This is a genomic window from Polynucleobacter sp. (assembly GCF_030693775.1).
In the GTDB taxonomy this organism is placed as follows: domain Bacteria; phylum Pseudomonadota; class Gammaproteobacteria; order Burkholderiales; family Burkholderiaceae; genus Polynucleobacter.
The window spans coordinates 42570-65786 of the sequence record NZ_JAUXZY010000004.1; the positions used below are offsets into that span (position 1 = coordinate 42570).

The 23217-nt window shown below is 48.0% G+C and carries 22 protein-coding genes, 1 tRNA gene and 1 riboswitch; of the genes, 15 read left to right on the top strand and 8 right to left on the bottom strand.

Going from position 1 to position 23217, the window contains the following annotated elements; translation table 11 throughout:
* Positions 1-2: 2 nt before the first annotated feature.
* From Q8M75_RS02950 to Q8M75_RS02960, 3 genes are all read left to right on the top strand, one after another.
* Positions 3-2300 carry an ATP-binding protein gene (locus tag Q8M75_RS02950; RefSeq protein WP_305486039.1) on the top strand — a complete coding sequence of 766 codons (2298 nt, stop codon included), beginning with the start codon at positions 3-5 and terminating at the stop codon, positions 2298-2300.
* A 2-nt stretch (positions 2301-2302) separates the two neighbouring features.
* Complete coding sequence (locus Q8M75_RS02955; protein ID WP_305486040.1) at positions 2303-3007, top strand: response regulator; 705 nt, start codon at positions 2303-2305, stop codon at positions 3005-3007.
* Between the two features lie 73 nt (positions 3008-3080).
* A complete protein-coding gene (locus Q8M75_RS02960) occupies positions 3081-4418 on the top strand; it encodes an FAD/NAD(P)-binding protein (RefSeq protein WP_305486041.1) in 1338 nt (445 codons plus the stop codon).
* Between the two features lie 85 nt (positions 4419-4503).
* Here Q8M75_RS02960 and Q8M75_RS02965 read toward each other — a convergent pair whose 3' ends face one another.
* Positions 4504-5286 (bottom strand): DUF4239 domain-containing protein, encoded by a 783-nt coding sequence (locus tag Q8M75_RS02965; protein WP_305486042.1) that lies wholly within the window; start codon positions 5284-5286, stop codon positions 4504-4506.
* Positions 5287-5375: 89 nt separating this feature from the next.
* Positions 5376-5690, bottom strand: coding sequence for a multidrug efflux SMR transporter (locus Q8M75_RS02970; protein WP_305486044.1), 315 nt, complete (start codon positions 5688-5690; stop codon positions 5376-5378).
* Positions 5691-5930: 240 nt separating this feature from the next.
* On the opposite strand from Q8M75_RS02970, the gene Q8M75_RS02975 reads away from it, so the two are divergent.
* Positions 5931-7292, top strand: a complete 1362-nt coding sequence (locus Q8M75_RS02975) for a DUF2252 domain-containing protein (protein WP_305486045.1) — start codon at positions 5931-5933, stop codon at positions 7290-7292.
* A 7-nt stretch (positions 7293-7299) separates the two neighbouring features.
* Here the strand turns inward: Q8M75_RS02975 and Q8M75_RS02980 are convergent, their stop codons facing one another.
* A complete protein-coding gene (locus Q8M75_RS02980; protein WP_305486046.1) occupies positions 7300-8313 on the bottom strand; it encodes a D-cysteine desulfhydrase in 1014 nt (337 codons plus the stop codon).
* A 209-nt stretch (positions 8314-8522) separates the two neighbouring features.
* On the opposite strand from Q8M75_RS02980, the gene Q8M75_RS02985 reads away from it, so the two are divergent.
* Positions 8523-8598, top strand: a tRNA-Phe gene (locus tag Q8M75_RS02985).
* A gap of 37 nt (positions 8599-8635) precedes the next feature.
* Here Q8M75_RS02985 and Q8M75_RS02990 read toward each other — a convergent pair.
* Positions 8636-9037 (bottom strand): GNAT family N-acetyltransferase, encoded by a 402-nt coding sequence (locus tag Q8M75_RS02990; RefSeq protein ID WP_305486047.1) that lies wholly within the window; start codon positions 9035-9037, stop codon positions 8636-8638.
* Positions 9038-9214: 177 nt separating this feature from the next.
* Here Q8M75_RS02990 and Q8M75_RS02995 point away from each other — a divergent pair, with 177 nt between their 5' ends.
* Positions 9215-9709 (top strand): histidine phosphatase family protein, encoded by a 495-nt coding sequence (locus tag Q8M75_RS02995; protein WP_305486048.1) that lies wholly within the window; start codon positions 9215-9217, stop codon positions 9707-9709.
* A 107-nt stretch (positions 9710-9816) separates the two neighbouring features.
* Here Q8M75_RS02995 and katG read toward each other — a convergent pair whose 3' ends face one another.
* From katG to Q8M75_RS03010, 3 genes are all read right to left on the bottom strand, one after another.
* Positions 9817-11970 carry a catalase/peroxidase HPI gene (gene katG, locus Q8M75_RS03000; RefSeq protein ID WP_305486049.1) on the bottom strand — a complete coding sequence of 718 codons (2154 nt, stop codon included), beginning with the start codon at positions 11968-11970 and terminating at the stop codon, positions 9817-9819.
* 439 nt (positions 11971-12409) lie between these two features.
* Positions 12410-13312 (bottom strand): hypothetical protein, encoded by a 903-nt coding sequence (locus Q8M75_RS03005; protein WP_305486050.1) that lies wholly within the window; start codon positions 13310-13312, stop codon positions 12410-12412.
* A 245-nt stretch (positions 13313-13557) separates the two neighbouring features.
* Positions 13558-14985 (bottom strand): sensor histidine kinase, encoded by a 1428-nt coding sequence (locus Q8M75_RS03010; RefSeq protein ID WP_305486051.1) that lies wholly within the window; start codon positions 14983-14985, stop codon positions 13558-13560.
* Positions 14986-15211: 226 nt separating this feature from the next.
* On the opposite strand from Q8M75_RS03010, the gene Q8M75_RS03015 reads away from it, so the two are divergent.
* The 3 genes from Q8M75_RS03015 to Q8M75_RS03025 all read left to right on the top strand — a co-directional run bounded on the left by Q8M75_RS03015 (position 15212) and on the right by Q8M75_RS03025 (position 16963).
* On the top strand, positions 15212-15772 hold the full coding sequence (locus tag Q8M75_RS03015) for a peroxiredoxin (protein ID WP_305486053.1): 561 nt from the start codon (positions 15212-15214) through the stop codon (positions 15770-15772).
* Between the two features lie 109 nt (positions 15773-15881).
* On the top strand, positions 15882-16334 hold the full coding sequence (locus Q8M75_RS03020; RefSeq protein WP_305486056.1) for a tetratricopeptide repeat protein: 453 nt from the start codon (positions 15882-15884) through the stop codon (positions 16332-16334).
* Positions 16335-16444: 110 nt separating this feature from the next.
* Positions 16445-16963 carry a DinB family protein gene (locus tag Q8M75_RS03025; protein WP_305486057.1) on the top strand — a complete coding sequence of 173 codons (519 nt, stop codon included), beginning with the start codon at positions 16445-16447 and terminating at the stop codon, positions 16961-16963.
* Positions 16964-16986: 23 nt separating this feature from the next.
* Here the strand turns inward: Q8M75_RS03025 and Q8M75_RS03030 are convergent, their stop codons facing one another.
* Entirely contained in the window at positions 16987-17475 is a 489-nt protein-coding gene (locus tag Q8M75_RS03030; protein ID WP_305486059.1) for a cupin domain-containing protein, read from the bottom strand.
* 141 nt (positions 17476-17616) lie between these two features.
* A riboswitch (glycine riboswitch) is annotated at positions 17617-17719 on the top strand.
* 143 nt (positions 17720-17862) lie between these two features.
* On the opposite strand from Q8M75_RS03030, the gene Q8M75_RS03035 reads away from it, so the two are divergent.
* From Q8M75_RS03035 to Q8M75_RS03060, 6 genes are all read left to right on the top strand, one after another.
* Positions 17863-18066 carry a hypothetical protein gene (locus tag Q8M75_RS03035; RefSeq protein WP_305486060.1) on the top strand — a complete coding sequence of 68 codons (204 nt, stop codon included), beginning with the start codon at positions 17863-17865 and terminating at the stop codon, positions 18064-18066.
* Between the two features lie 94 nt (positions 18067-18160).
* Positions 18161-18559: an MAPEG family protein gene (locus Q8M75_RS03040; RefSeq protein ID WP_305486062.1), complete on the top strand. Its 399-nt coding sequence runs from the start codon at positions 18161-18163 to the stop codon at positions 18557-18559.
* A gap of 8 nt (positions 18560-18567) precedes the next feature.
* Complete coding sequence (locus Q8M75_RS03045) at positions 18568-19410, top strand: methyltransferase domain-containing protein (protein WP_305486063.1); 843 nt, start codon at positions 18568-18570, stop codon at positions 19408-19410.
* A 48-nt stretch (positions 19411-19458) separates the two neighbouring features.
* Entirely contained in the window at positions 19459-20532 is a 1074-nt protein-coding gene (locus Q8M75_RS03050; RefSeq protein WP_305486065.1) for a nitronate monooxygenase family protein, read from the top strand.
* Positions 20533-20621: 89 nt separating this feature from the next.
* Complete coding sequence (locus Q8M75_RS03055; protein WP_305486066.1) at positions 20622-22325, top strand: cation:proton antiporter; 1704 nt, start codon at positions 20622-20624, stop codon at positions 22323-22325.
* A gap of 75 nt (positions 22326-22400) precedes the next feature.
* Complete coding sequence (locus tag Q8M75_RS03060; protein WP_371131736.1) at positions 22401-23216, top strand: pirin family protein; 816 nt, start codon at positions 22401-22403, stop codon at positions 23214-23216.
* Position 23217 lies beyond the last annotated feature (1 nt).

A 23217-nucleotide genomic window follows, 5' to 3' on the forward strand; every position in this document is an offset into this window, starting at 1 on the left:
ACATGAGCTTACTTCGTTTTGATCGGCCCGCTTGGAAGCGTCGCGCACTACCGATAGCAACTGCCGCCACCGGCATCTTTGCACTTGCCTTGTTAGTGTTGCTATCCACAGCGACTTCAAACACAAGCTTTTTCGATAATTACTTTATCTGGCTTTACGCTGCCAACGTGGTGGTTGGTATTTGTTTGCTGCTGGTTATCGTGACTTTGGTGGTGGTGATCACCATACGCTGGAAAAAAGGCCGCTTTGGTACGCGCTTAATTGCCAAGCTGGCGATGATTTTTGGTTTGGTAGGGGTGGTCCCGGGCCTCATCCTGTATGGCGTCTCCTTGCAGTTCGTCTCACGTAGTATTGATACTTGGTTTGACGTGAAGGTGGAGTCAGCTCTAGAGGCCGGTCTCGAGCTGGGGCGCGCTACCTTAAGCACCTCCTTGCAAGAATTACAAGATGAGGGCCGTATTGTGGCCGATCAACTGCAGCGCATTCCAAATCAAGCCAGCCCAGCAGAGCTCACGCTCTTGCTCTCTCGTATGCGTGATCAGTTTGGCATTCAAGAAATTACCATTTTCAATGCCCGTCAGGCCGTGGTTGCCACGGCATCATCCGGCGTGACCTCGAGCGTGGCAGTGGCGCCTAGCGCAGAGATCATGAGTCAAGCGAACAAGGTAAATGGCGTTGGCTTTATAGAAGAGCTGCAGGGCACTCAGGACTATCGATTAAAAGCAGTTATTCCGCTCGTCAAAGAAAAGTCTAGCGGCCAAGGTTTTGGGCTTAGCCTGCAGTATCAACGCGAGCTCTGGTATTTGCAGCTGATTAAGCGAGTTCCGGACGAAATTACAAAAAATACGCTCGCTGTACAGGCAGCGTATAGCGATTACCAAGAAAAATCCCTGGGCCGAACGGGCCTGCGCCAAATGTACATTGGCACGCTCACCCTCACCCTCTTTTTTGCTTTATTTGTGGCGGTTACCTTGGCTCTTTTGCTGGGCAGGCAGCTGGCCCGCCCATTGCTCATGCTGCTGCGCGGAACGCAGGCGGTGGCGCAAGGCGATCTTTCACCCAAGCCCGAACTAGATACGGGCGATGAGCTGGGCATGTTGACGCGTCAATTTAATGTCATGACGCGGCAGCTGGCGGATACTCGCACGTCGCTGCAGGAATCAAAATCATTTCTAGAGACAGTATTAAGCAACCTGACCGCTGGTGTATGTATCTTTGACGATGCCTTTAAGCTGGTTTCGAGTAATGCCGGCGCCGATGCCATTTTTAGGCATGACCTCACTCAGCTCACGGGCAAAGCGCTGAGCCAAATTCCTGCTTTAGCTGAATTTGAGACGGCGGTAAAAGAGGGGTTTGCTGCCATGCAAATGACGGTAGGGCCGCGAGTGGGCGATGACCTACCCGCCACAAAGGGCCTAGATCAGACAAGTGCTCGGGTATGGCAAAAGCAAATTCAGCTGCATGCTAGTAGTGAGTTTGACCAAGAGCTTGGCGTCACTATTTTTGTGCGCGGAACAGAGCTCGCTCCAGGGCTCAATATGATTGTGTTTGATGACATCACCGATGTGGTTACGGCACAGCGCTCGATTGCCTGGAGTGAAGTTGCGCGCCGCCTAGCCCACGAGATTAAAAATCCGCTGACCCCAATACAGCTGTCTGCTGAGCGTCTGCAGCAAAAATTGGCAGGGAAGGTAAGCCCCGAGCAGGAAGACATGATGAATCGGAGTACCGCCACCATCATTGGTCAAGTAGAGGCGATGAAGCAGATGGTGAATGATTTTCGGGATTTTGCAAAGACGCCGGCGCCACAGCTCCGCGCGGTTTCGATTAATCAGTTAATACAAGAAATTCTGGTGCTGTATGAGGGCAGCCCTATGGAGGTGTCGCTCGATTCAGCCTGCCCCGATATCTTGGGCGATCCCACGCAATTGCGCCAAGTAATTCATAATCTCTTGCAGAACGCACAAGACTCTACCTTGGAAGGGCAACGCACAGGGGCGTCAGTTGCGATTACAACTGAAGCAGTGCCCTATAAACAGGCCAATGGTGTGATGCAAAAAGCGGTGCGATTTAGCATTACTGACTCGGGGGCGGGATTTCCGGCTAAGATACTAGCAAGAGCGTTTGAGCCGTACGTCACAACAAAAACCAAAGGCACGGGCTTGGGCTTAGCAGTGGTGAAGAAAATTGTGGATGATCATGGTGCAAAAATTGAGATTCGGAATCGAATGCAAGGGGACGTCGTAGTGGGGGCACAAGTGTCTATTTTGTTTATGAATCTAGCGAAAGAGGCAGTTTAGTCATGGCTAGCATCTTGGTGGTCGACGATGAAATGGGAATTCGTGAGCTTCTCAATGAGATTCTGACGGATGAGGGCCATACCGTCTATGCAGCAGAAAGTGCGATACAAGCACGAACAGTGCGCGAGCAAATGCGGCCCGATTTGGTTCTCTTGGATATTTGGATGCCCGATACCGACGGCATTACTCTGCTAAAGGAATGGTCCAATAGCGGGCAGCTCACTATGCCAGTGGTGATGATGTCGGGCCATGCCACGATTGATACTGCAGTGGAGGCAACCCGGATTGGTGCCCTTAACTTTTTAGAAAAACCCATTGCCCTTCAAAAGCTGCTCAAGACAGTAAATAAGGCGCTGGAAAGTGCGCCCAAACAAGTACAAATCGAAGAGGCAGCAGTGATGCCGCCCTCGTCAAGGCCTGCCGCTGAAGTAAAGCCGATAGCTGCAGTAGTGGTCCCGCCGTCAGGCGAGTACATTAGTGGTATCGCGAAGATGTATTTTGATTTGCCTTTGCGCGAGGCGCGAGACCTATTTGAAAAAGCCTATTTTGAGCATCAGATGCAAATCATGGGCGGAAGCATGACTCGCATTTCTGAATACACGGGGCTAGAGCGTACGCACCTGTACCGCAAACTCAAGGCGCTGGGTGTGGACGCTACCAAAAGCAAAGGCGAAGTAGTACCAGAGTCTGCGCCAGTTAAGCAGTAAATCAATTTAATTCAGTCGGCTGGCAAAGGCGACCTACTCAGCATGGAATGCAAGCAAGGCTGCTCTAAAAATAATGCATGACAAAAGTAAGCTAGTCATTATTGGCGATGGCTTTGCCGCTGCAGTAACGGCCATTCATCTCTTGCGTAAAGGCATCGCGGCAGACTCGTTCACCATCATCGGCCCCGGCCCCTTAGGTAAAGGCCATGCTTACGGTTGTGAAAGCCCATCTTTTCGGCTCAATGTGCGCGAAGATTTGCCCATTGTTTTTTCAGACGATCCATTGCATTTTGCGCGCTGGGCCAAAACAAACATCGATGACTCAGAAGCAAAAACAAGTGCGGGCAATTTTTATCGTCGCGCCGATTTTGGGCGCTACGTTTCTGAGCTCGTTGCCGCAGAAGTAGGGTTCGATCAAATTCAGCGAATCCCTAGTAAAGTATCGCGCTTAAACCAAGTGCACGATGGCTTGTGGAGGCTCGACACTACTGATGGGCATTGCATCCACTCTGAGAGGGTGATTATTGCAACTGGCAATTCACCGCCAACGTGGCCGTGTGCCATAAAGGCTGGCCCAGGAGAGCACGCCGCTTCGAGGTTAATAGAAAACCCATGGACCGGACAGTACCTTGCTGCCATTGGCGCAGAAGAGCATGTTGTGTTGCTTGGCGGAGGCCTCACTGCATTGGATGCAATCTACGCACTAGCAACGCAAGGGCATCGCGGCCCGATTACGATAGTGGGACCAAGATCAGTATTCCCCCCGACACAGGCGCAATGGACCAGACAAAAGCAGCCGAACTGGCCCGAAAAATTAAGCCCGGCCAAGCTGCTGCGCTTTATGCGCCAATACCTGCCATCTGCGCCTACAACCAGTTCAGAGTGGCAGTGCGCCTGGGAAGAGTTAAGACCCAATCTCAATACGATTTGGCAGCAATTGACACCGCATCAACGGCAAATCCTATTCAAGCGACTGGGGTGGGCTTGGTCTTTGTATCGGTTTCGTGCCTCTCCACAAACAATCAAAGCCTATGAACAGCTGAGGGCAAATCATCAAGTCCAGTTTGCCGTAGGGCGGGCAAAGCAAGTCGAGTGCTCTGAGGGCGCGATAATGGTTCAACTGAATAATGGTCAAGGCATTCAAGCTGATCGGATTGTGAACTGCACTGGCGTTGGAAGAGATGTATTTTTAGATAGATTAGTCGCAGATTCAATTGCGCTTCCAGACCCCCTAGGTCATGCTGTTGGTGTCAACACAAAACTCAATGTCATTAAGCCAAATCTGCAAGCCTGGAACAATTTATGGATGCTGGGCCCAGCTACGATGGGCAGTTTGGGCGATGTTATTGCTGCTAGCGCTATTTCAAAGCAAGCCGAGGAGCTGGCCCTGCAAATAGCAAGCCTAGACTAGAGCAATCTGGGCAACCAAGAATAAACTCAGAATTGATTGGTTTGAGCGGCTTAATACGATGGTGCTCTCCCAAGGGGGTGTGCCGCTATTCCGTGCGCGTCTCAATAGAGGCAAATACTTTTTTCAGTGCCGTTGATTTAACCGAAGTACTTCCCTTAAATGGCTGATCAAAAATAATTAACAAGCCCAGCATTGATCCATAAATAATTGGAAAAACTGTAATAGCAAAATTGAGTTCATTGCCTGGCATAACTAGCGATGTAATACTGCTGATGGCAATAAATATAAATAAGATTGAAATCCAGAAGATGGCGGGAAGCTTTTGCGTAGAACGATCAATCCGTATTTCGCGTGACTCCGAAACGTTCTCTGCTACATCCAAAATATCGGAGTAGATGGCAATTTGCTTGGGGGTCACCGGCTCTAGCTTAAACAGCATTTGCGATATCGTGCGCCAGAGCAAGTGCGTTTGTTGAGAGCCCTGCTCTAATCTCAGCTCGGGCCACTCATTTTGAATAATAGACTCGATATACAGCTTTAATTTGGCGCGGATCTCCAGGGAATAGGCGTCACCAAAGCGCAGCAGTAGTCGATCTAGATTATTAATTTGACTAGCCTCCGCTGCAACCAATGCAGAAGCCGCTTGAAAGTTGCTTTGGGCCTGGTTCAATAAAAACCCAATAAACATCCCGATGGTTGCACCCAGTAATGCAAATAAAGACTGCGCAATCTTGACTGTTTCTTCCGTTGGATGAATAAGAAATAGACTCTTAACTATCGATGGCATGACGTGCGCCAGCAGATTGATCATCGCAATGCACAGCAAAATGATGAGTAAGTTAGGCAGCTTATAAATGAGTTTTGGCATGGCACAGAAAAATAATGGGGTAACTCAATATACGACAAGTGACCAAAAGAGGCTATTCCAAAAAAGACGAGGGTGACCAGCGCGCAACATCAGCCCACTTTCAGCAAAATGACGCCAAGAATGATCAAGGCGGCGCCAAGCCAGCGGATTGGAATATTCGGGTCACCAAAAACCAATACACCAATCGCAAAGGTGCCAACGGCCCCAATCGAGGTCCATACGGCATACGCCGTACCAATCGGAATGCCTTTTAATGAATACCAAAGTAAGAATCCGCTGAGTGCCATGCTAGTGCCAGCCAAAGCCAGCCCCGCGATTTTCATATTCGGGTTGCTCGATAGCTTTAGGCCAAGTGGCCAGCCAATTTCACAAACACCTGCCAATAGGAGAGATAACCAGTACATGCGGAGCCAAGAGTGAAGTAAAGAATCCACTGTATCAAAAGTGGGGGGCGTGATTCACCTTGTTTTTGGAGGCGCTTACAACAAGGCGCGCTGCAAAGAAACCACCCTCAATTCATGGATAGATTGGGGCGATGCCATTAATTGCCCGTTGGATATAAAGTTATTTACTCGGATAACCGAACTGATTAGACTGCCAATAATGATCGGCAGCATTGATCTTATGGGCAATAAATACTAAAGATGAGTAAAACCAATCCGAAGCGGCTCGACTTACTGGATCGGGCTTCGGCCATGTTGCAGGGCAAAGCTCTCCGAGATGCCAGCCCCTTACAAGACCAGCGCATTCTTCCGCCTCGCCCAAAGCGGTTTAGTTCCATTGCGGTTTTAGAAAAATCCAACCATGATCGGCTTGAAGATCTCATTCCGATACGCTACAGCCGAATGCTAACAAGCCCGTTTAGTTTTTTGAGGGGCTCTGCTGCATTGATGGCAGATGATTTATCGAGAACTCCTAGCAGCGGGATTTATGTACAAGCCTGTGGCGATTGCCATTTACTCAATTTTGGCGCGTATGCAACGCCCGAACGCAAACTCGTATTTGATATCAATGACTTTGATGAAACCCTGCCTGCCCCCTGGGAGTGGGATGTAAAGCGCCTAGCCACTAGTTTTGTGGTGGCGGCAGAAGACAGTCAGCTTAGTAAATCAAGCGCACAGCGCATCGCAAAGATATGCGCTCAGTCTTACCGTGAAAATATGCGCGCGTATTCCAAGCAAAGCCCATTAGAGGTTTGGTACGGACACCTCGACTTGGCTAAATTTGCGAAAGAGGCACCCAATAAATCAAGCAGATTGCATCGTGAAAGCCTAATCAAAAAAGCAGAGAAGCAAGTTGCCGAATACCTTTTTCCAAAAATTACGACCGAGGTCAATGGCGATAAGCGCTTAATCGATAATCCGCCGCTGATTTACCATTTGGATGATCGGTGGATAGAAAAGATCGGTAAAACTGCAGTTGAGAGTTATCGCGCCTCCCTCTCGCATGACCGCAAAGTGCTGCTGGATCGCTATCAACTCAAAGACATTGTGGTTAAGGTAGTCGGAATTGGTAGTGTGGGCACGCGCTGTTTTGTTGCTCTATTCATGACCCCAGATGGCGACCCCCTCTTGCTGCAGATCAAAGAGGCACGCAACTCCGTGCTGGAGCCCTATGCTGGAAAAAGTCAATATCACCAGCATGGTGAGCGCGTGGTGGTTGGTCAGCGATTAACACAGTCATCGAGCGATGTCTTTCTAGGCTGGATGCGCGGACCCAAAGGGAAAGATTTTTATGTGCGGCAACTAAGGGATATGAAGGTATCGTTTTCAGTCCAAGACATTACGCCAACACGTCTAAAGCGCTATGCAGTCTATTGTGGGCAAGCACTAGCAAGATCCCATGCCAAGTCTGGCAATGCAGCGCTTATTTCTGGCTACCTCGGAAAGTCCGATGTTTTTGATGAGGCAGTCAGTCTGTTTGCTATGGAATACGCCGAACAAAATAAGCGGGATTACGAAGAGCTCGTGCAGGCAGCTAAAACAGGCAAGATTACTACCGCCTAAAACCGCTCTACGTTGTGTAGCCCTCTAGTCCAAACGTTTCAGGATAGCCAAACAAAGCGGCACTACCGCCGGTGTGTAAAAAAATCACTGTGTCGTCTTTAGTAAATCGGCCATGACGAACCCAATCAATTAAGCCGGAGAGCCCTTTGCCTGTATAGACGGGGTCAAACAAAAGACCTTCTATTTCAGCAAGCATTTTTACAGCCTCAACCATACCTTCGGTGGGTAAGCCGTAGCCGGCCCCTACATAGTTGCAGTCGGCAAAAACATCTTCGCGCTGGACTGCCCCTTCGTGCCCAAGCATTGCAGCGGTTTTGCAAGCAAGGTCATAGACCATTTGCTCTTGTTTCTCTTTGGGCGCGCGTACGCCAAAACCAATCACTTTGAGTGGGCTATTGAGTATCTTGAGTCCGGCAATGAGTCCAGCATGAGTACCTGCGCTGCCGGTTGCGAGCACGAGGTGAGTGGCCTTCAGTCCCATCTCATTCATCTGGTAGGTCAACTCCAGCGCTGCATTGACGTAACCTAGGGCGCCCAGCGGATTAGAGCCGCCGCCAGGAATCACATACGGTTTTTTGCCAGCAGCTTTTAATGTTTCGGCAAAAGACTCCATTTCGGTTTGCATGTTTGCGCCAGCAGGTCTTGACGATACGCTAGCACCATGAAGGCGGTCTAACAAAACGTTGCCACTCAGTCGATAGGCTTCATCTTTAAAGCCCGTGCGGTCTTCCAGCAAGATATGGCAAGTGAGCTTCAGTTTGGCGCACAGAGCAGCAGTCTGGCGGGCATGGTTTGATTGCACCGCGCCTTGCGTAATCACTGTATCAGCACCCTTAGCAAGGGCATCAGCAAGCAGGTATTCCAGCTTGCGCGTTTTATTGCCGCCCGTAGAAAGTCCTGTGCAGTCATCGCGCTTAACCCAAAGAGCAGGGCCGCCTAGCTCAGAGGACAGGTTCAGCATAGGCTCAAGCGGTGTAGGCCAGTGACCACAGCGGATTCGGGGGTAGTGAGTGAGATCCATGACGCCTCCTTAAATTTGATTCATGTATTAAAGCAAGGGTAGCATGGGTATGGGCCAGACAAGGAGCGTTAACACCAACACATTGACAATCAGGGGAATCAAGGATCAGCCATCCCCGCTAGATAGGATTTCCAGCAAATCAACCTGAGTTGACGGAGTTATCTGAATTTTCTAAGCCTAAAAACAGTTCCGCTATAATTCAAACACTTGGCCTGGTAGCTCAGTCGGTAGAGCAGAGGATTGAAAATCCTTGTGTCGGTGGTTCGATTCCGCCCCGGGCCACCAAGAATCTCAATAGCCCACTTGTTGGGCTATTTTCTTTTCAAGCCTTCTTAAGAGTCCAGGCGCTTGGGTGCTGTTCAAAACCAAGCGGCCCATAATATTCTCGTGCCTTTGGGGCGGCCAGCAAAACCAACATACAGTCTTGATCAAGGTGTGCTTTGGTTTCTTGAATCAATCTTTTGCCAATCCCCTGCTTTTGGTATTGAGCGTCCACCGCTAAGTCCGATAGATACGCCACGTATGAGAAATCTGTCAATGTTCTAGAGATCCCAACTAACTTATCGTCATCCCACGCTGAAATAATCAAATTGGCATGTTTATACATATTTTCAAATGCTTTGCGATTATGAATGGGGCGCCTTTCCCCAAGTGTCGATCTAATGTATAAATCAATCGCTTGATCAGCAGAGATATTGGTCGAACTGGAATAGGAGATTTTCATAGCTTTACACTGAATAAAAATACCAGTCTATAGAGACGTCATAAAAAAGTAAAACCGGGATCAAGTATCCTGAGCCCTGGTCGATTCCGCCCCGGGCCACCAAGAAATACCAAAACCACCTTCGGGTGGTTTTTTCATTTATGCTTTTGTAACAAATTACTTTTTCAAGGAAGCTTTATGAATTTTCTTGTATGGAGACATGCGGATGCCGCTCCCGGTGAACCAGATGAGTTGCGACCATTAACCCCCTTGGGCATTCAACAGGCTCAGTACATAGGTGCATGGATTAAAAAAAATGTCCCAGGACCTTACCGCGTATTTGGAAGCTCGGCCTTAAGAGCGTCCCAAACTGCGTCCTTTTTTAGCGAGCATTACGACCCCATCGATGATTTTGGCTATATGAAAGATACCGCGACAGGAAGTGCTGTTCTCAAGCATGCAAACTGGCCATTGGCAGATATCACCACCATTTTTGTTGGACATCAGCCCACTGTAGGCCGGATTAATTCAATCCTTCATAGTGATATTGAGAAAGACACCAATATGGAGGGCGGTAGCGTATGGTGGTTTACTTCTGACCATGACAATAAAAACCGCTTAGCAATGCTCAAAGCAGTGATCTCAGCAAATGGAGATTCGACAATCAATACTTCATTCTGCAGGGTTGAATAGTAAGGGCTAACTCAGATAGTCAGGTGCTTAGACCGCTTTGACGTCAAAATCTTTTCAATAAAAAAGAGGTAGCAATTGCTACCTCTTAAAAGTAATCCTCAGCAATCTTAAATAAACATATCAGCGTTCATCACTTTAGTCCATGCAGCAACAAAATCATTTACAAACTTCTCTTTGTTGTCGTCCTGCGCATAAACCTCTGCGTAAGCACGAAGCACTGAATTAGATCCAAAGACTAAATCAGCTCGAGTTGCTGTCCACTTAGCTTTGCCTGTGTCGCGATGAACAATATCGTAGCTATTACGACCAGTCGGCTTCCAAATGTAGTTCATGTCAGTCAAATGGACAAAAAAGTCATTACTTAGTGCGCCCACCTTATTTGTAAATACCCCATGCTTGCTTCCGCCATGATTTGTTCCTAGTACTCGCATTCCACCAACTAAGACTGTCATCTCTTGTGCTGTCAGCCCCATTAATTGAGTGCGATCGAGTAGTAACTCTTCCGGCATGACCACATAGTTTTCTTTTAACCAATTACGATAACCATCGGCTAAGGGCTCCAAAACCTCAAACGATTCAATGTCAGTCATCGCCTGCGAGGCATCGCCACGACCCGGGGTGAATGGCACTTTGATCGTAAAGCCACCCGCTTTGGCCGATTGTTCAATCCCAAGGTTGCCCGCGAGAACAATAATGTCCGCAATACTCGCACCTGTTTTTGTGGCAATCCCTTCGTAGATGCGGAGTGCTTTAGATAAGCGCTTAGGCTCATTGCCAACCCAATCTTTTTGCGGAGCCAACCGGATGCGAGCACCATTAGCACCGCCGCGCTTATCTGATCCTCTATAAGTGCGGGCGCTATCCCAGGCGGTAGCAATCATCTCGCTATTCGACAAGCTACTGGCTTTCAGCTTGGCCCGCACTACTTTGACGTCATATTTTTTAGGGCCCTTTGGAACCGGATCCTGCCAAATTAAATTCTCTTTGGGTACATCTGGCCCAAAGTATCGTGCTTTAGGTCCCATATCGCGGTGAGTCAGCTTAAACCAGGCCCTAGCAAATGTTTCAGAAAAGTAGGCTTGATCTTTGCTGAACTTTTCCGAAATTTTGCGATATTCAGGATCCATTTTCATGGCCATATCAGCATCGGTCATCATGGGCATAGTGCGAATCGAAGGATCTTCCACATCAACAGGCTTATCTTTTTCTTTAATGTTGATGGGTTGATATTGCCAAGCCCCTGCTGGGCTCTTAGTTAACTCCCAGTCGTAATTGAGTAATAAGTTGAAGTAGCCGTTATCCCATTGAGTTGGGTTGCTTGTCCAAGCACCCTCAATGCCGCTGGTAACCGTATCACGGCCAATGCCCCGAGTCTTGTGGTTCATCCAGCCAAGACCTTGTTCTTCAAGCGGCGCGGCCTCGGGCGCTGGGCCTAAGTTTGCCGCATTGCCATTGCCGTGGGCTTTACCGACGGTATGTCCGCCAGCAGTCAGCGCAACGGTTTCTTCATCGTTCATAGCCATGCGAGCAAATGTCACACGAATATCGTGGGCTGTTTTTAAAGGATCAGGCTTCCCATCTACGCCTTCTGGGTTTACATAGATGAGGCCCATCATGACTGCGGCTAATGGGTTGGCTAAGTCCCGCTCACCGGAGTAGCGACTTCCTTTGCCACCACTTTTTTGGAGCCACTCTTTCTCGGAGCCCCAGTAAATATCTTTTTCTGGATGCCAAATATCTTCGCGTCCAAATGAAAAGCCAAAGGTTTTAAGGCCCATGGACTCATAGGCAAGTGTGCCCGCCAGAATCATGAGGTCTGCCCAACTAATCTTATTGCCATATTTCTTTTTGATGGGCCATAAGAGACGACGGGCTTTATCTAAGTTGGCGTTATCTGGCCAAGAATTAAGCGGCGCAAAGCGTTGATTACCTGTTCCTGCCCCACCCCGTCCATCGGCAATACGATAGCTACCAGCGGAGTGCCAAGCCATACGGATCATTAAGCCGCCGTAATGCCCCCAATCTGCTGGCCACCAATCCTGACTGGTGGTTAGTAATTTTTTAAGATCTTTTTTAAGTGCCTTGACATCAAGCTTTTTTAATTCTTTTCGGTAGCTAAACGATGGCCCTAATGGATTTGTTTTTGTATCGTGCTGGTGCAGAATATCCAGATTGAGTGACTTCGGCCACCAAGCCATTGGGGTGTTGCCAGATTCGGTATTCGCTCCATGAGCGACGGGGCATATGCCTTTTGATGCCATAGTGATCTCCTTTAAAGTAAATCATTTTCTTTGACTATTTCAGCTTAACTGATTCAGCGGAAATAGGTTCATTCTGATGCTAATCATTTTTTTATGACGTCTATACGCTTCCCATGAAATGATTGAAAATAGCCCTGATAGAGCTATTTATTGGCTTTTCGTAGGGGGTTTGTGGGCAATGCCAAATCCTTCTGGTAGATGTGGTTAATGAAGTGAAGCATTCAGCCATCTGCGAATCAATTTTTAATCTTCATTTTTGATTCCTGCTGTGGGTGGTTCGATGCCGCACACAGAAGAAAATAAAGTAGTGCCAAGCCATATGCTGAGCATTTTGGGCTTGGGGGTCAATGCCGAAAAATACTTGAGACATCGTGCCGCTCAAATCGGTTACGCTTGTAGCCGACTCATATGGGTGAATGAATCTCCTGAGTAAACTTGGCTAATTGCCAAGGCGACCGAACCGTCGCATCAATTCTACGGTGGCGCCATCGGCCATGAGGTCGCGTTCCAGCCGATAAGTCTCTCCAAAAAATGCCTGGCTGGCCACACGGTCATTTAGAACAGTTCTAAGAACGCCTAGAGCTGCCTCTCGATCAAAAATGCTTTCCATGTAAAGTACTCGCGTGCCAGCAGAGCCAGCACCAAATGCATACACAAAATATTGGAATTGCAGATTGCCCTCGCGGGGCGTCTTTGGGCCGGTAATAACGGCAATCGCGTTGTCGAACTCTCCCGGCTTCAGTTTTTTACTGAGTTCGCGCACAGCGTGATCTAGGGCCTCAATCTGGACAGTTGCCGCATCCGCAGCATTGGCTAGTAGAAGTGGTGCAACCGTGCGCGAGTAACGGTTAATCGACGCAATATCGGTATTTCCGCGCAACAAAATAGCATCGAGATAGGTGCGTGATAGGGACAGGATTTTCTGCTGACGGGCTCTTTGCTGCTCGGTAAATGATGTTTTTGGAAGATCTGTCTGGGCACTATTTAACTCTGTGCGTAATACCCTTAGCCGATCCATCCAGCGTTTATCCGCTGGGTTCTCAAGTAGTCCTATCGAAGCAGAGTAGACCCCTAGCGGCAGATGAGAAATAGACTTTAAGTACTGATAAAGGGCTGGCGTATACGGTAGAGAGCCCAAATCCTCACCTCTAATCAGGGTGACGGTATCCGTCACTAGAAAGACGGGTTGGTCACTCTTTAATGCAAGGGCTCGAGACGCAGCGTAAGACTCTCTTGCCGCTGTATTGAGATCATTGAATAGGAGGGGTGTTGGACTCTGGGCAAATGCAGGCAGAATGAATGCAAAAAAGATCGAAATAGTTTTAAGTGGGATTCTGTACATGGCAGCACCAACATCAGAGTGAATGAACTTGTGTGAAATCGTTAAAGATGGCCTTATGAGACTATGCCATGTTTTGTATCTAAAGTGACAACATAGTACAAAACAGTTCGCGCCTAAGCCTAGGCACAAAACGTGGCAGGCTCGTCTTTAGTCAATTCTGCCTTGGGCCACCAAGAAATACCAAGCCACCTTCGAGTGGTGATTTGATTTGGACCGCTTGCCGATGAGTTGTTTATGAAGACAGCTTAGGTAATAGGCAATCGAATGACAAAGCATGCTCCGCCGTTGATAGCGTTGTGGGCGGTAATTTCACCATCGAAGCGATTGATGATATTTTTTGAGAGCCAAAGACCAATACCAGAGCCGGCTTCCTTACTGCTAAACATCAGGTCAAAAATTTTCGACTCTTGACCAGCCTGTATGCCAGGCCCATTGTCTTCAATAAAAATCGTTAGAAGCTGGTTCTCTTGTTTGACGCTAATTTCGATTCTTTTTTGATCGGGATTAGCTTCATCCAGGGCCTGGATCGCATTATTGATTAAGTTAATTAATACCTGTTGCCATTCGCTCATATTGACACTAATTTGATAGTGGCTGGCGCAGTCAAGATTAATAGTAGTTTTCGAGGATCGTAACTTTCCTTTGGAGATTTCAATAACTTGATTAATTGACTCAGCAAGATTGACATAAGTAACGCTACTGCTTTGATTGGAGCTGAGTCGCGACAGATTTTTAACAATGGTCGAGGCCCTATTAATATCGTCCAATATGTTTTTGACAAGCCCCCTAAGGAGAGGAACATTACTTGGATCAGACTGAAGTTTCATTTCAGCAAATTGTGCATTGAGTCTTGATGCCCCTAAAGGCTGATTTATCTCGTGCGAGATTGTGGAAGCTAAGGCATTGATTGATGCCGATCTATTCAGTTTTTGCAGAGAGAGAATCATTTCATTGCGCTCTTCTAAAACATCGGAGAGTCTCAAGTTCATGCTATTTAAGCGAGTATGTTCGTTAAATCCCAAATGCAGTCGGAGCACAATATAAGCAAGGTTTCTAATGGATCCAAATAAAAAGAGCGCAAACCATACGATGACATTGAGTGTTTTAGTGTCAAATGAGTGCCCACTATAGCCGCTCAGAATAATAAAAATTCGCATGAAATATAAGGCGGCAACAACCCCGAAAACAAGAATTAAAAAATTGAAAAAAGTTTTATTTTCAAATTCATTCTTGACTCGCATTGTCTGGTAGAGACAAAAGATATTTGCGATAGCGAACGTCAATGTAGTTGATGCAGATATGACTGGGGTTATTTCTCCATTGGCCATCTGCCTACAAAGTTCAACAACAGAAAAAAGAATGATTGGAATGGCAAATGTCAGCCAGCTCAACTTAATTTTTGAATTCGTTATTGACAACCGTTTTAACGATTCACTAAACAAAAGAACGGAAAGAGCCTCAATAGAAACCATCAGGCTATAGCTAATGGTTAGGGGAATACTGCCTCGGTTAACCGTGATTACAGTAGCAATTGCTGTTAACAGGCAGCCCCAAAGCCAGAGCTTTGCAGATTGATCGTTGCGTTTCCAAAATAATGTGCCAATCAGGGTTGCAGATAAAAAACTCAGGGCGCTGTAAAACAGAAAAAGGGTTTGAATTGTAAAAGGCGTCATGCACGAGAGTGTATGGGAATAATTGAGGATTGCAATTGGCTGCTTATTCACCCTAAAGCTAATAAACAAAGGCTCTTTGCGCCTCAAAATGCGTTTACAAAATCAACGTAGCTCATGAGAGCCAGTTGTTGGGAGATTAAAAATCTAAGCAGTAAGCCAAATAACTAAGGGAAGCCATAAGAGCCTGAGTTGGCCAATTTAGCTTTGTGCCCTTTAGAATGAATATATGACTAATCTTAACCAGCTCCCTACGGATCTACCCATTCCGCACGATGATGGTTTGGCGAATCATTTGAAGGGAATGAAGCTGCCCCCTGTTTCCTTAAATGCCACCAATGGAAGGGCTATTCATTTTGGGGATATCAAAGGGAGGCTGGTTATCTATTGTTATCCAATGACAGGGCAACCCAATGTTGCTCTGCCAGAGGGCTGGGATCAAATTCCCGGAGCAAGAGGCTGTACTCCCCAGAGTTGTTCATTTCGAGATCACTATCAAGAGCTTCAAGCATTGGGTGCAGAGGTCATAGGCTTGAGTGTTCAGTCTACCGAATATCAAAAAGAAATGGCTGATCGACTTCATTTGCCATTTCCGGTTGTCAGTGATGTGAACTATCAATTTCAAAAAGCATTGAATATGCCCACTTTTGTTGCTGCTGGCATGACTTTGTTAAAACGAGTCACACTCATTTCGAATAATGGCGTGATCGAGGCGGTTCACTATCCCATCTTCCCAAGTGATAGTGATCCAGCCTGGGTGATTGATTATTTAAAGGCGCACCAGGATTAAGTAAGCTACGTATTAGTTTGGCCCACTATGACCCGTTCATTCGTACTTCGATGAGCGGAAATTGAATAATCGGTATATAACCGATAGATCATGAACTAAAGGGGCTCAAATGAACAAATTACTGCCAATCATTATTTTGCTGCTTTCGATGACTGGGCTATCTCAAGCAGCGGATACGGAACCCGCCAAGTCAGATCCCACTTGGCTAACCGAGGCAAGGGCAAGCATTAAGTCTGAAAATTACGATCAAGCTATCAAGCAATTGCAGGCCGCTAACGAAACAAGCTCAGCCGATTGGAATAATTTACTAGGCTATAGTCTGCGCAAAAAACAGCCACCCGACTTAGTGGGTGCTGAAAAATATTATCAAGCTGCTTTGAAGATAGATCCACGGCATCGTGGTGCCCTCGAGTATTACGGAAAGTTAAAGTTATTAAATAATGACTTGCCAGGAGCTGAGGCTTTATTGGCGAGACTAGATAAGGCCTGTACTTTTGGATGCGAGGAATACTCTGACTTAAAAGAGGCCGTACGTAAATACAAGTCTAGAAAACAGAGCTAGGCAGCATGGACTCTAGCTAACGCCGCGATGCATCATTAAGAAACACCAAAACCACCTTCGGGTGGTTTTTCATTTGCTAGACTATATTGGCTGATTCCTAGGAGGTCCATATGTCTGCCGTTCGAAATATCCGAATGCTCACACGCTATAACAAGTGGGCAAATACGATGCTGCTAGATGCGATTGCGAGCTTGCCGCCGGAAGAAGTAAGCAAAAAGCGCGCCGCTGCATTTGGCGGGATGTCATTTGCTTTAGCGCACGTGGCGATTGTGGATCAAATCTGGCAGGCCCACTTGTTAGGAAAGGACCGCGGATTTAAGTCGCGAATTACGGATTCTCCTGATTCCTTGGGCTTGCTTACAGATAAGTGGAATGAGATGGGCGACTGGTACATTCAATATGCCGACACCATGAGTGAGGCGCAGCTCAATGAAAAGATTCGCTTTTCCTTTGTAGATGGTGGTACTGGAGAAATGAGCAGAGGCGACATTTTGATTCATGTTTGTAATCACAAAGCCTTGCATCGCGGGCAAATTGGAGACATGTTTTATCAATCTGGATTTAGGCCGCCATCCATCGATTTGCCTGTGTATATCAGAGATGCATTTAATGAGGCAGAGCTTAGCTAGACCATCCTCTGCCCTGGGCCCCTTTACCCTCTTGTAAGCGCCTCGACAGCTTCTTTGTGAAGGACTGTTGTGCCAAAAGTGTCCAGTAAGGTTTGCCGTTGCCCCATTTCAAACTCCGTAAACGTAAATGCGGGCCCGACTACGCAACTGACTAAGCAAAAAGCATCTGCTCGCACCGGTTTTGCCGCAAACCAAGTGTTCGCCGGGATCGTGACCTGAAATTGCATGGACTCCTGGCCAAGCTGAACCGTTGCGAGCTTATTCTGCGGATCAAAGAAGTGGATGGCGATATCGCAGCCCAAATGAAAGAACCAGGTTTCATCCGATTGAATGCGATGCCATGCCGAAAAATCATGCCCCGCTAAAAGGTAGTAAATGCTGGAATAGGCATTCTTGCTATTGCCATTGGCCTCGCGTATTAAGGCGCTTGCCCGGTGCATTTCCTTGTAAAAGCCCCCTTCTGGATGCGGTTCTAGTTGAAGCGAGTCAATTACAGCCTTGATATCCTGCATAAAAGGGCGCCTTTTGTAAATACACAATTCGATAAAAGTACGATAAACTAGTTTTAAGCAGGAGAGTGAGGCCATGCCTCCACCGAAGGCGCAAACTCCCATGAACGCTCAGGTATCCACCCGGAAGGTACTGCTTATCCTAAATAGCCGTCTGGAGAGTCGCCATTACGTGGCGCACCGAAGGAGCAAATACTAAGCTGGGCTTAGTGTGAATCTCTCAGGTATCAGGGACAGGGGGAGCGGCAAGCATGCAATCAGCCTGGCTGATGCATGGCGCTATTAGGAGCCCCGCAATGACCACTTATTCCAGTTAATTCAGTGCATGTTTTGAGTCTATTGGCCTTTAATCCGGCCGTCACTGCAACCCACTGAATGAAAGAAATTCCCATGTCGAATCAATATGCGCACGAAGCCCCTTACCACCCCGGTTATGAGGATGCCTCATTTAAAAACGAAGTATCCCCACAAATTGCAGAGCTAATGGAGTATCGCAAGATGAATGCCCGGCACCTGCAGTTCTCCAATACGATTGTGCAATTCTGTAAGTCTGATTTAAATCACCATGCACAGCAAAGGCAGGCAAGAGCCTAAGCAAAACATTAGTAGAGGCTAAATTACAAACCACCTGCGGGTGGTTTTTTCATGGCGATGTACTATAGCAATTCATCATCCCTCAGGGCAAAGCATGCTTATCGTCACAACGCTGATCGCTTGCATTTTGGCAGTACTCTTTATTCGCTTATCGTTTGGCGTTATTCGTCTGCGACGACAATATAGGGTAGGTTTGGGCAGTGGTGGCGTTGACGATTTAGAGCGTGCGATTCGTGCCCAAGCGAACTTTGCCGAATACGTACCGATCGCATTAATACTCATGGCCTGCCTTGAGCTCAATGGCGCGCCGCTGTGGCTCATCGCCATTCTCGGCATAGCCTTCGTAGCTGGCCGCTTGATTCATGCCAAAGGAATTAATCAGCCACCGCCACACTTTAGCAATCGCGTTATTGGCATGAAATTCACGATCACGACCTTAATTGTGTTGGTGGTATTCAATCTCGCTTGGTTGCTATTGCAGCTATGGAAATAGGAAAAAATATGCAAATGAAGCGCCGTTACCTTGCCATTGCCTGCTGTCTCGCCCTTCCACTTCTTTATGGGTGCGCCACCACCAACTATGGCGACAATCAGTTTAAGCTCAGCATGGCGAGCTCAGGTAAAGACGTCATGTGGGTGCCAACCAAAGTCGAGATGGCCGATCAAATGCTCTCGCTCGCACAGGTGCGCAAAGGAGATCTGGTCTACGACCTCGGCTCAGGCGATGGCATCATTCCGATTGAGGCCGCAAAAAAATACCAAGTGCGCGCAGTCGGCATTGAGTACAACCCGGATTTAGTCAAGCTATCTCAGCGGAATGCCGAGCGGGCTAAGGTCGAAAGCCTTGTCACATTTAAGCAGGGCGATATTTTTGTTGAGGATTTTTCAAAAGCCACCGTGCTGACCTTATACCTTGGGGAAAACCTCAACACCAGACTCATGCCCACTATTCTAAAGATGCAAGCAGGCACACGCGTGGTCTCCAATACATTTCGGATGGACGGGTGGATAGCAGATCAGGAGGTACGCATTTCCAATGGAGAAATGGCCTACCTTTGGATTGTCCCAGCCAATATTGACGGTAGCTGGCAATGGAATGGCCCATCCGAGCTGAGCAATCTTCGCCTTGTGCTTCGTCAAAAGAAGCAATTCGTAGATGGAACGCTGTATCAGGGCAATAAACGAATAGCGCACTTTGAAGATGGACGTATCCGCGGATCGGATCTCGAGTTTGCCTTTACTTACCAAAATACAAACTATGTATTTAAGGGCAAGATCAATGGATCAAGCATGACGGGCAATCTGAACAATAATCCCGCATTGGCTGTTAGTGCTAGGCGCTAACGGTGGGATTTAGGGATAAGCATTTTTCTCTACCATCACTAACTAAGCATGTTTAACTTCGCTCAATTAGCACTGCCATTGATTCAGGCCCCAATGGCTGGCGGAATTACTACGCCCCAATTGGTGGCGGCAGTTGCTAATCACGGAGGGGTTGGAAGTTTTGGTTTTGCATACAGTACGCCAGAAAAGATTCATGCGGATTTACTTGCGGCGCAGTCACTGACCAGCGGACCCATTAACGCGAATTTTTTTGTGTTCAGTCCAGTTTGCTTGCCAAGCAATCAGATACAAGTTCAAGCCGTGCAGGCTTTGCGGTCACTGGGCGTCGACGGAGTTCGGTCGCTCACGATCCCGGCAGAGCCCTTCTATCCCAGCCTGATGGATCAGCTAGAGCCCATTTGGCAGGCGCGACCAGCAATTCTGAGCTTTCATTTTGGCCTGCCGCCGGAGGGTGTGATTGAAAAAGCCCATGCGCTGGGAATTGCCGTCGGCATCAGTGCGACCAGCCTTACGGAAGCTTTAGTCATTGAATCTGCTTCTGCCGATTTTATTGTTGCCCAGGGAATTGAAGCTGGCGGACACCGTGGGCAATTTGATTTGCAGGCTGAAGATGAGGCGCTGAGCACCTTAGGGCTTACAGCTCTGCTAGCTAAGCATTGCCGCATTCCGATTGTTGCTGCAGGCGGCATCATGAATGGGGCCGATATACATGCGGCACTTGCTAACGGTGCGCAGGCAGCCCAAATGGGAACGGCATTTTTATGTTGTGATGAGTCAGGGACTCCGCCCAGTTATCGCCACTATTTATTGCACAAACAAGACAGGTCAACGACGCTGACGAAGGCCTTTTCAGGGCGGCTTGCACGCGGCATAGAAAATACCTTCACCCGCACTATGCAAGATCAAGTCACCTTACCCTTTCCAATCCAAAATACCCTGACAGGGCCTCTGCGCCAGTGGGCAGTAGAGCAGCAGGACGCCGAGTACCAGAGTCTTTGGGCGGGCACAGCGTATGCACAGATGCGGAGCATGTCGACAAAAGACTTGATGCAGCAATTGCGCAATGAAATTGGGCAGGCATCGTTGACGCGGCGACATGAAAAGCAAAGTAGTAAGCCCTAAATAATTTAGGCGCTTCAAAGTCATGCCCGTACTGGTAAGATCAATTACGTCCAGATATTGCCTTTACCCATTAGAAAGTATTCAAACTCATGCCGCATGACATCGGCTTAATCGCGATCCTTGCCATTGGCTTTGGCCTTGCCCTTGTGCTGGGTATGGCGGTTTCATACCTAAAAATGCCGCCCTTGGTTGGGTATTTATTGGCGGGCGTCATGATCGGCCCAGCAACACCGGGTTTTGTGGCGGACATCAGTCTATCGACACAGCTCGCTGAAATTGGGGTGATGCTATTGATGTTTGGGGTTGGACTGCATTTTTCGATTAATGACCTCTTATCAGTGAAGAAAATTGCAATCCCTGGTGCCCTCTTTCAGATGGCCGTAGCGACCGCCCTTGGCTTTTTTGTGGGTAGCTGGTGGGGCTGGTCATTTTTGGGCTCAATCGTATTTGGCCTCAGCCTCTCGGTAGCCAGTACGGTAGTTCTCTTGCGCGCACTCGAAGCAAAAGGTTTGCTAGAGACGCCCAACGGCAAAATTGCCGTCGGCTGGCTTGTCGTCGAGGACCTGGTAATGGTTCTGGCCCTGGTTCTCTTGCCCGTGATGGCTGATATCTTTCATACGCAGCCAATGGGCGGTGCCGACAAAAATCAAATGGATGTATTGCAGGCAGTTGGTATTACCTTAGCCAAAGTCACGGCATTTATTGTGTTGATGCTCGTGGTGGGTAAGCGCCTTCTACCTAAAATTCTATGGCTGGTGGCAAAAAATGGATCGCGTGAGCTCTTTACGCTCGCCGTTATTGCGTCAGCGATTGGAATTGCATTCTTAGCGGCCTCGCTTTTTGATGTTTCATTTGCCTTGGGCGCTTTCTTTGCCGGAATGATGCTGGGCGAGTCTGAATTAAGTAAACGCGCTGCAGATGAGTCGCTGCCATTACGCGATGCGTTTGCCGTTCTCTTTTTTGTTTCGGTTGGCATGCTTCTGAATCCCGAAATTGTATGGAACGAGCCGCTCAAATTATTGATTGTGATTTTGATCATTACGGTTGGCAAAACACTGGCTGCCGTGGCCTTCGTTTTACTCTTCAAATACCCGCTCAATACAGCAATGACCGTCGGTATTAGCTTGGCGCAGATCGGTGAATTCTCCTTCATCTTGGCGGGCATGGGCTTGGCCATGGACTTAATACCAAATGAGGCATATAGCCTCATTCTGGCGGGGGCGATTATTTCGATTGCGATGAATTCCTTTTTGTTTGGCGGTATTGCTCCTGCAATCGAGTGGGCGCGTAAGCGCTCAGCTCTTGCCCGCAAACTAGATCAGCGGATTGATCCGCTGGCATTATTGCCCACCACAGTCAATCAATCGCTCCTGACTGGTCAGGTTGTGATTGTGGGCCATGGCCGAGTTGGAAGAAGTCTTTTTCAAAAACTGCGGGCAAAGAATATTGCGTGTGTGGTGGCCGAAATGGATCGCGCCCTTGTGCAAGAATTGCGCACGCAAAACATTCCTGCCGTTGTCGGCGATGCAGCTGACCCCTTTGTGTTGATTCAGGCACATATTGCCCAAGCAGCCATCTTGGTGATTGCAACTAAAGATGCAATGGACATTGGCAAGATGGTCGAGACAGCCAAAGCACTCAATCCGAAGATTGCTATTTTTATTCGCGCAGAAGATAGCGACGCGATTGTGATTTATGAAAAAGAAGGTTGGGGCAAATCATTTACCGCAGAGGAAGAATTAGCCAATCGCTTGAGTAATGAAGTAATACAAGAGCTTCAGCGGGCGCACTAGGCAAACACATTATTTTTGCAGTGGAAAAAAATGAAGAACATAATCAGAATACATAGTAATAATCAGGCGCATTGGGTGGGCGATGGGTTCCCGGTGCGAACCTTGTTTTCATATCAGTCGATGGGCGAAGAGCTAAGCCCATTTTTAATGTTGGATTATGCAAGTCCAGCCGCGTTTCCCCCAAGTGCCCAAGCAAAGGGCGTTGGCCCGCATCCGCACCGCGGCTTTGAGACAGTCACGATTGTCTACAAAGGAGAGCTTGCGCACAAAGACTCAGCAGGCAATAGCGGCACAATTGGGCCGGGCGATGTTCAGTGGATGACGGCTGGCGCAGGTATTTTGCACGAAGAGATGCATTCGGCGCAGTTCACGCAGCAAGGCGGTATGTTGAGTATGGCGCAGCTTTGGGTTAATTTGCCCGCAAACCAAAAGATGAGACCGCCTGGCTATCAGGCAATCGAGGCCGAGAGAATCCCCTGCATTCAATTCGAAAATGATCAGGGTACGGCTCGGCTGATTGCGGGCAAGCATACTGGACTTTCCGGGCCTGCCAAAACCCACACAGCCATGCAAGTATGGGATCTACAGATTAAAAAAGGAGCGGTGATTTCCTTACCTGCGCCTAATCATTGGACTGCTGCACTCGCTATATTGCAGGGCCAAGTGAAGACCGATAAGGGGCTTGCAGGAGATGCCAGTCTGATTACGTATAGTCAAGCAGGCAGTGGCATTGAGCTGGTAGCCAGCCAAGATACGCACGCCCTCTTTTTGAGTGGCGAGCCAATTCGGGAACCTATGGTGGGCTATGGCCCTTTTGTCATGAATACCAAAGCAGAAATTGCTCAGGCAATCGATGATTTTAATAGTGGTCAGTTTGGTAGACTCGATTAAT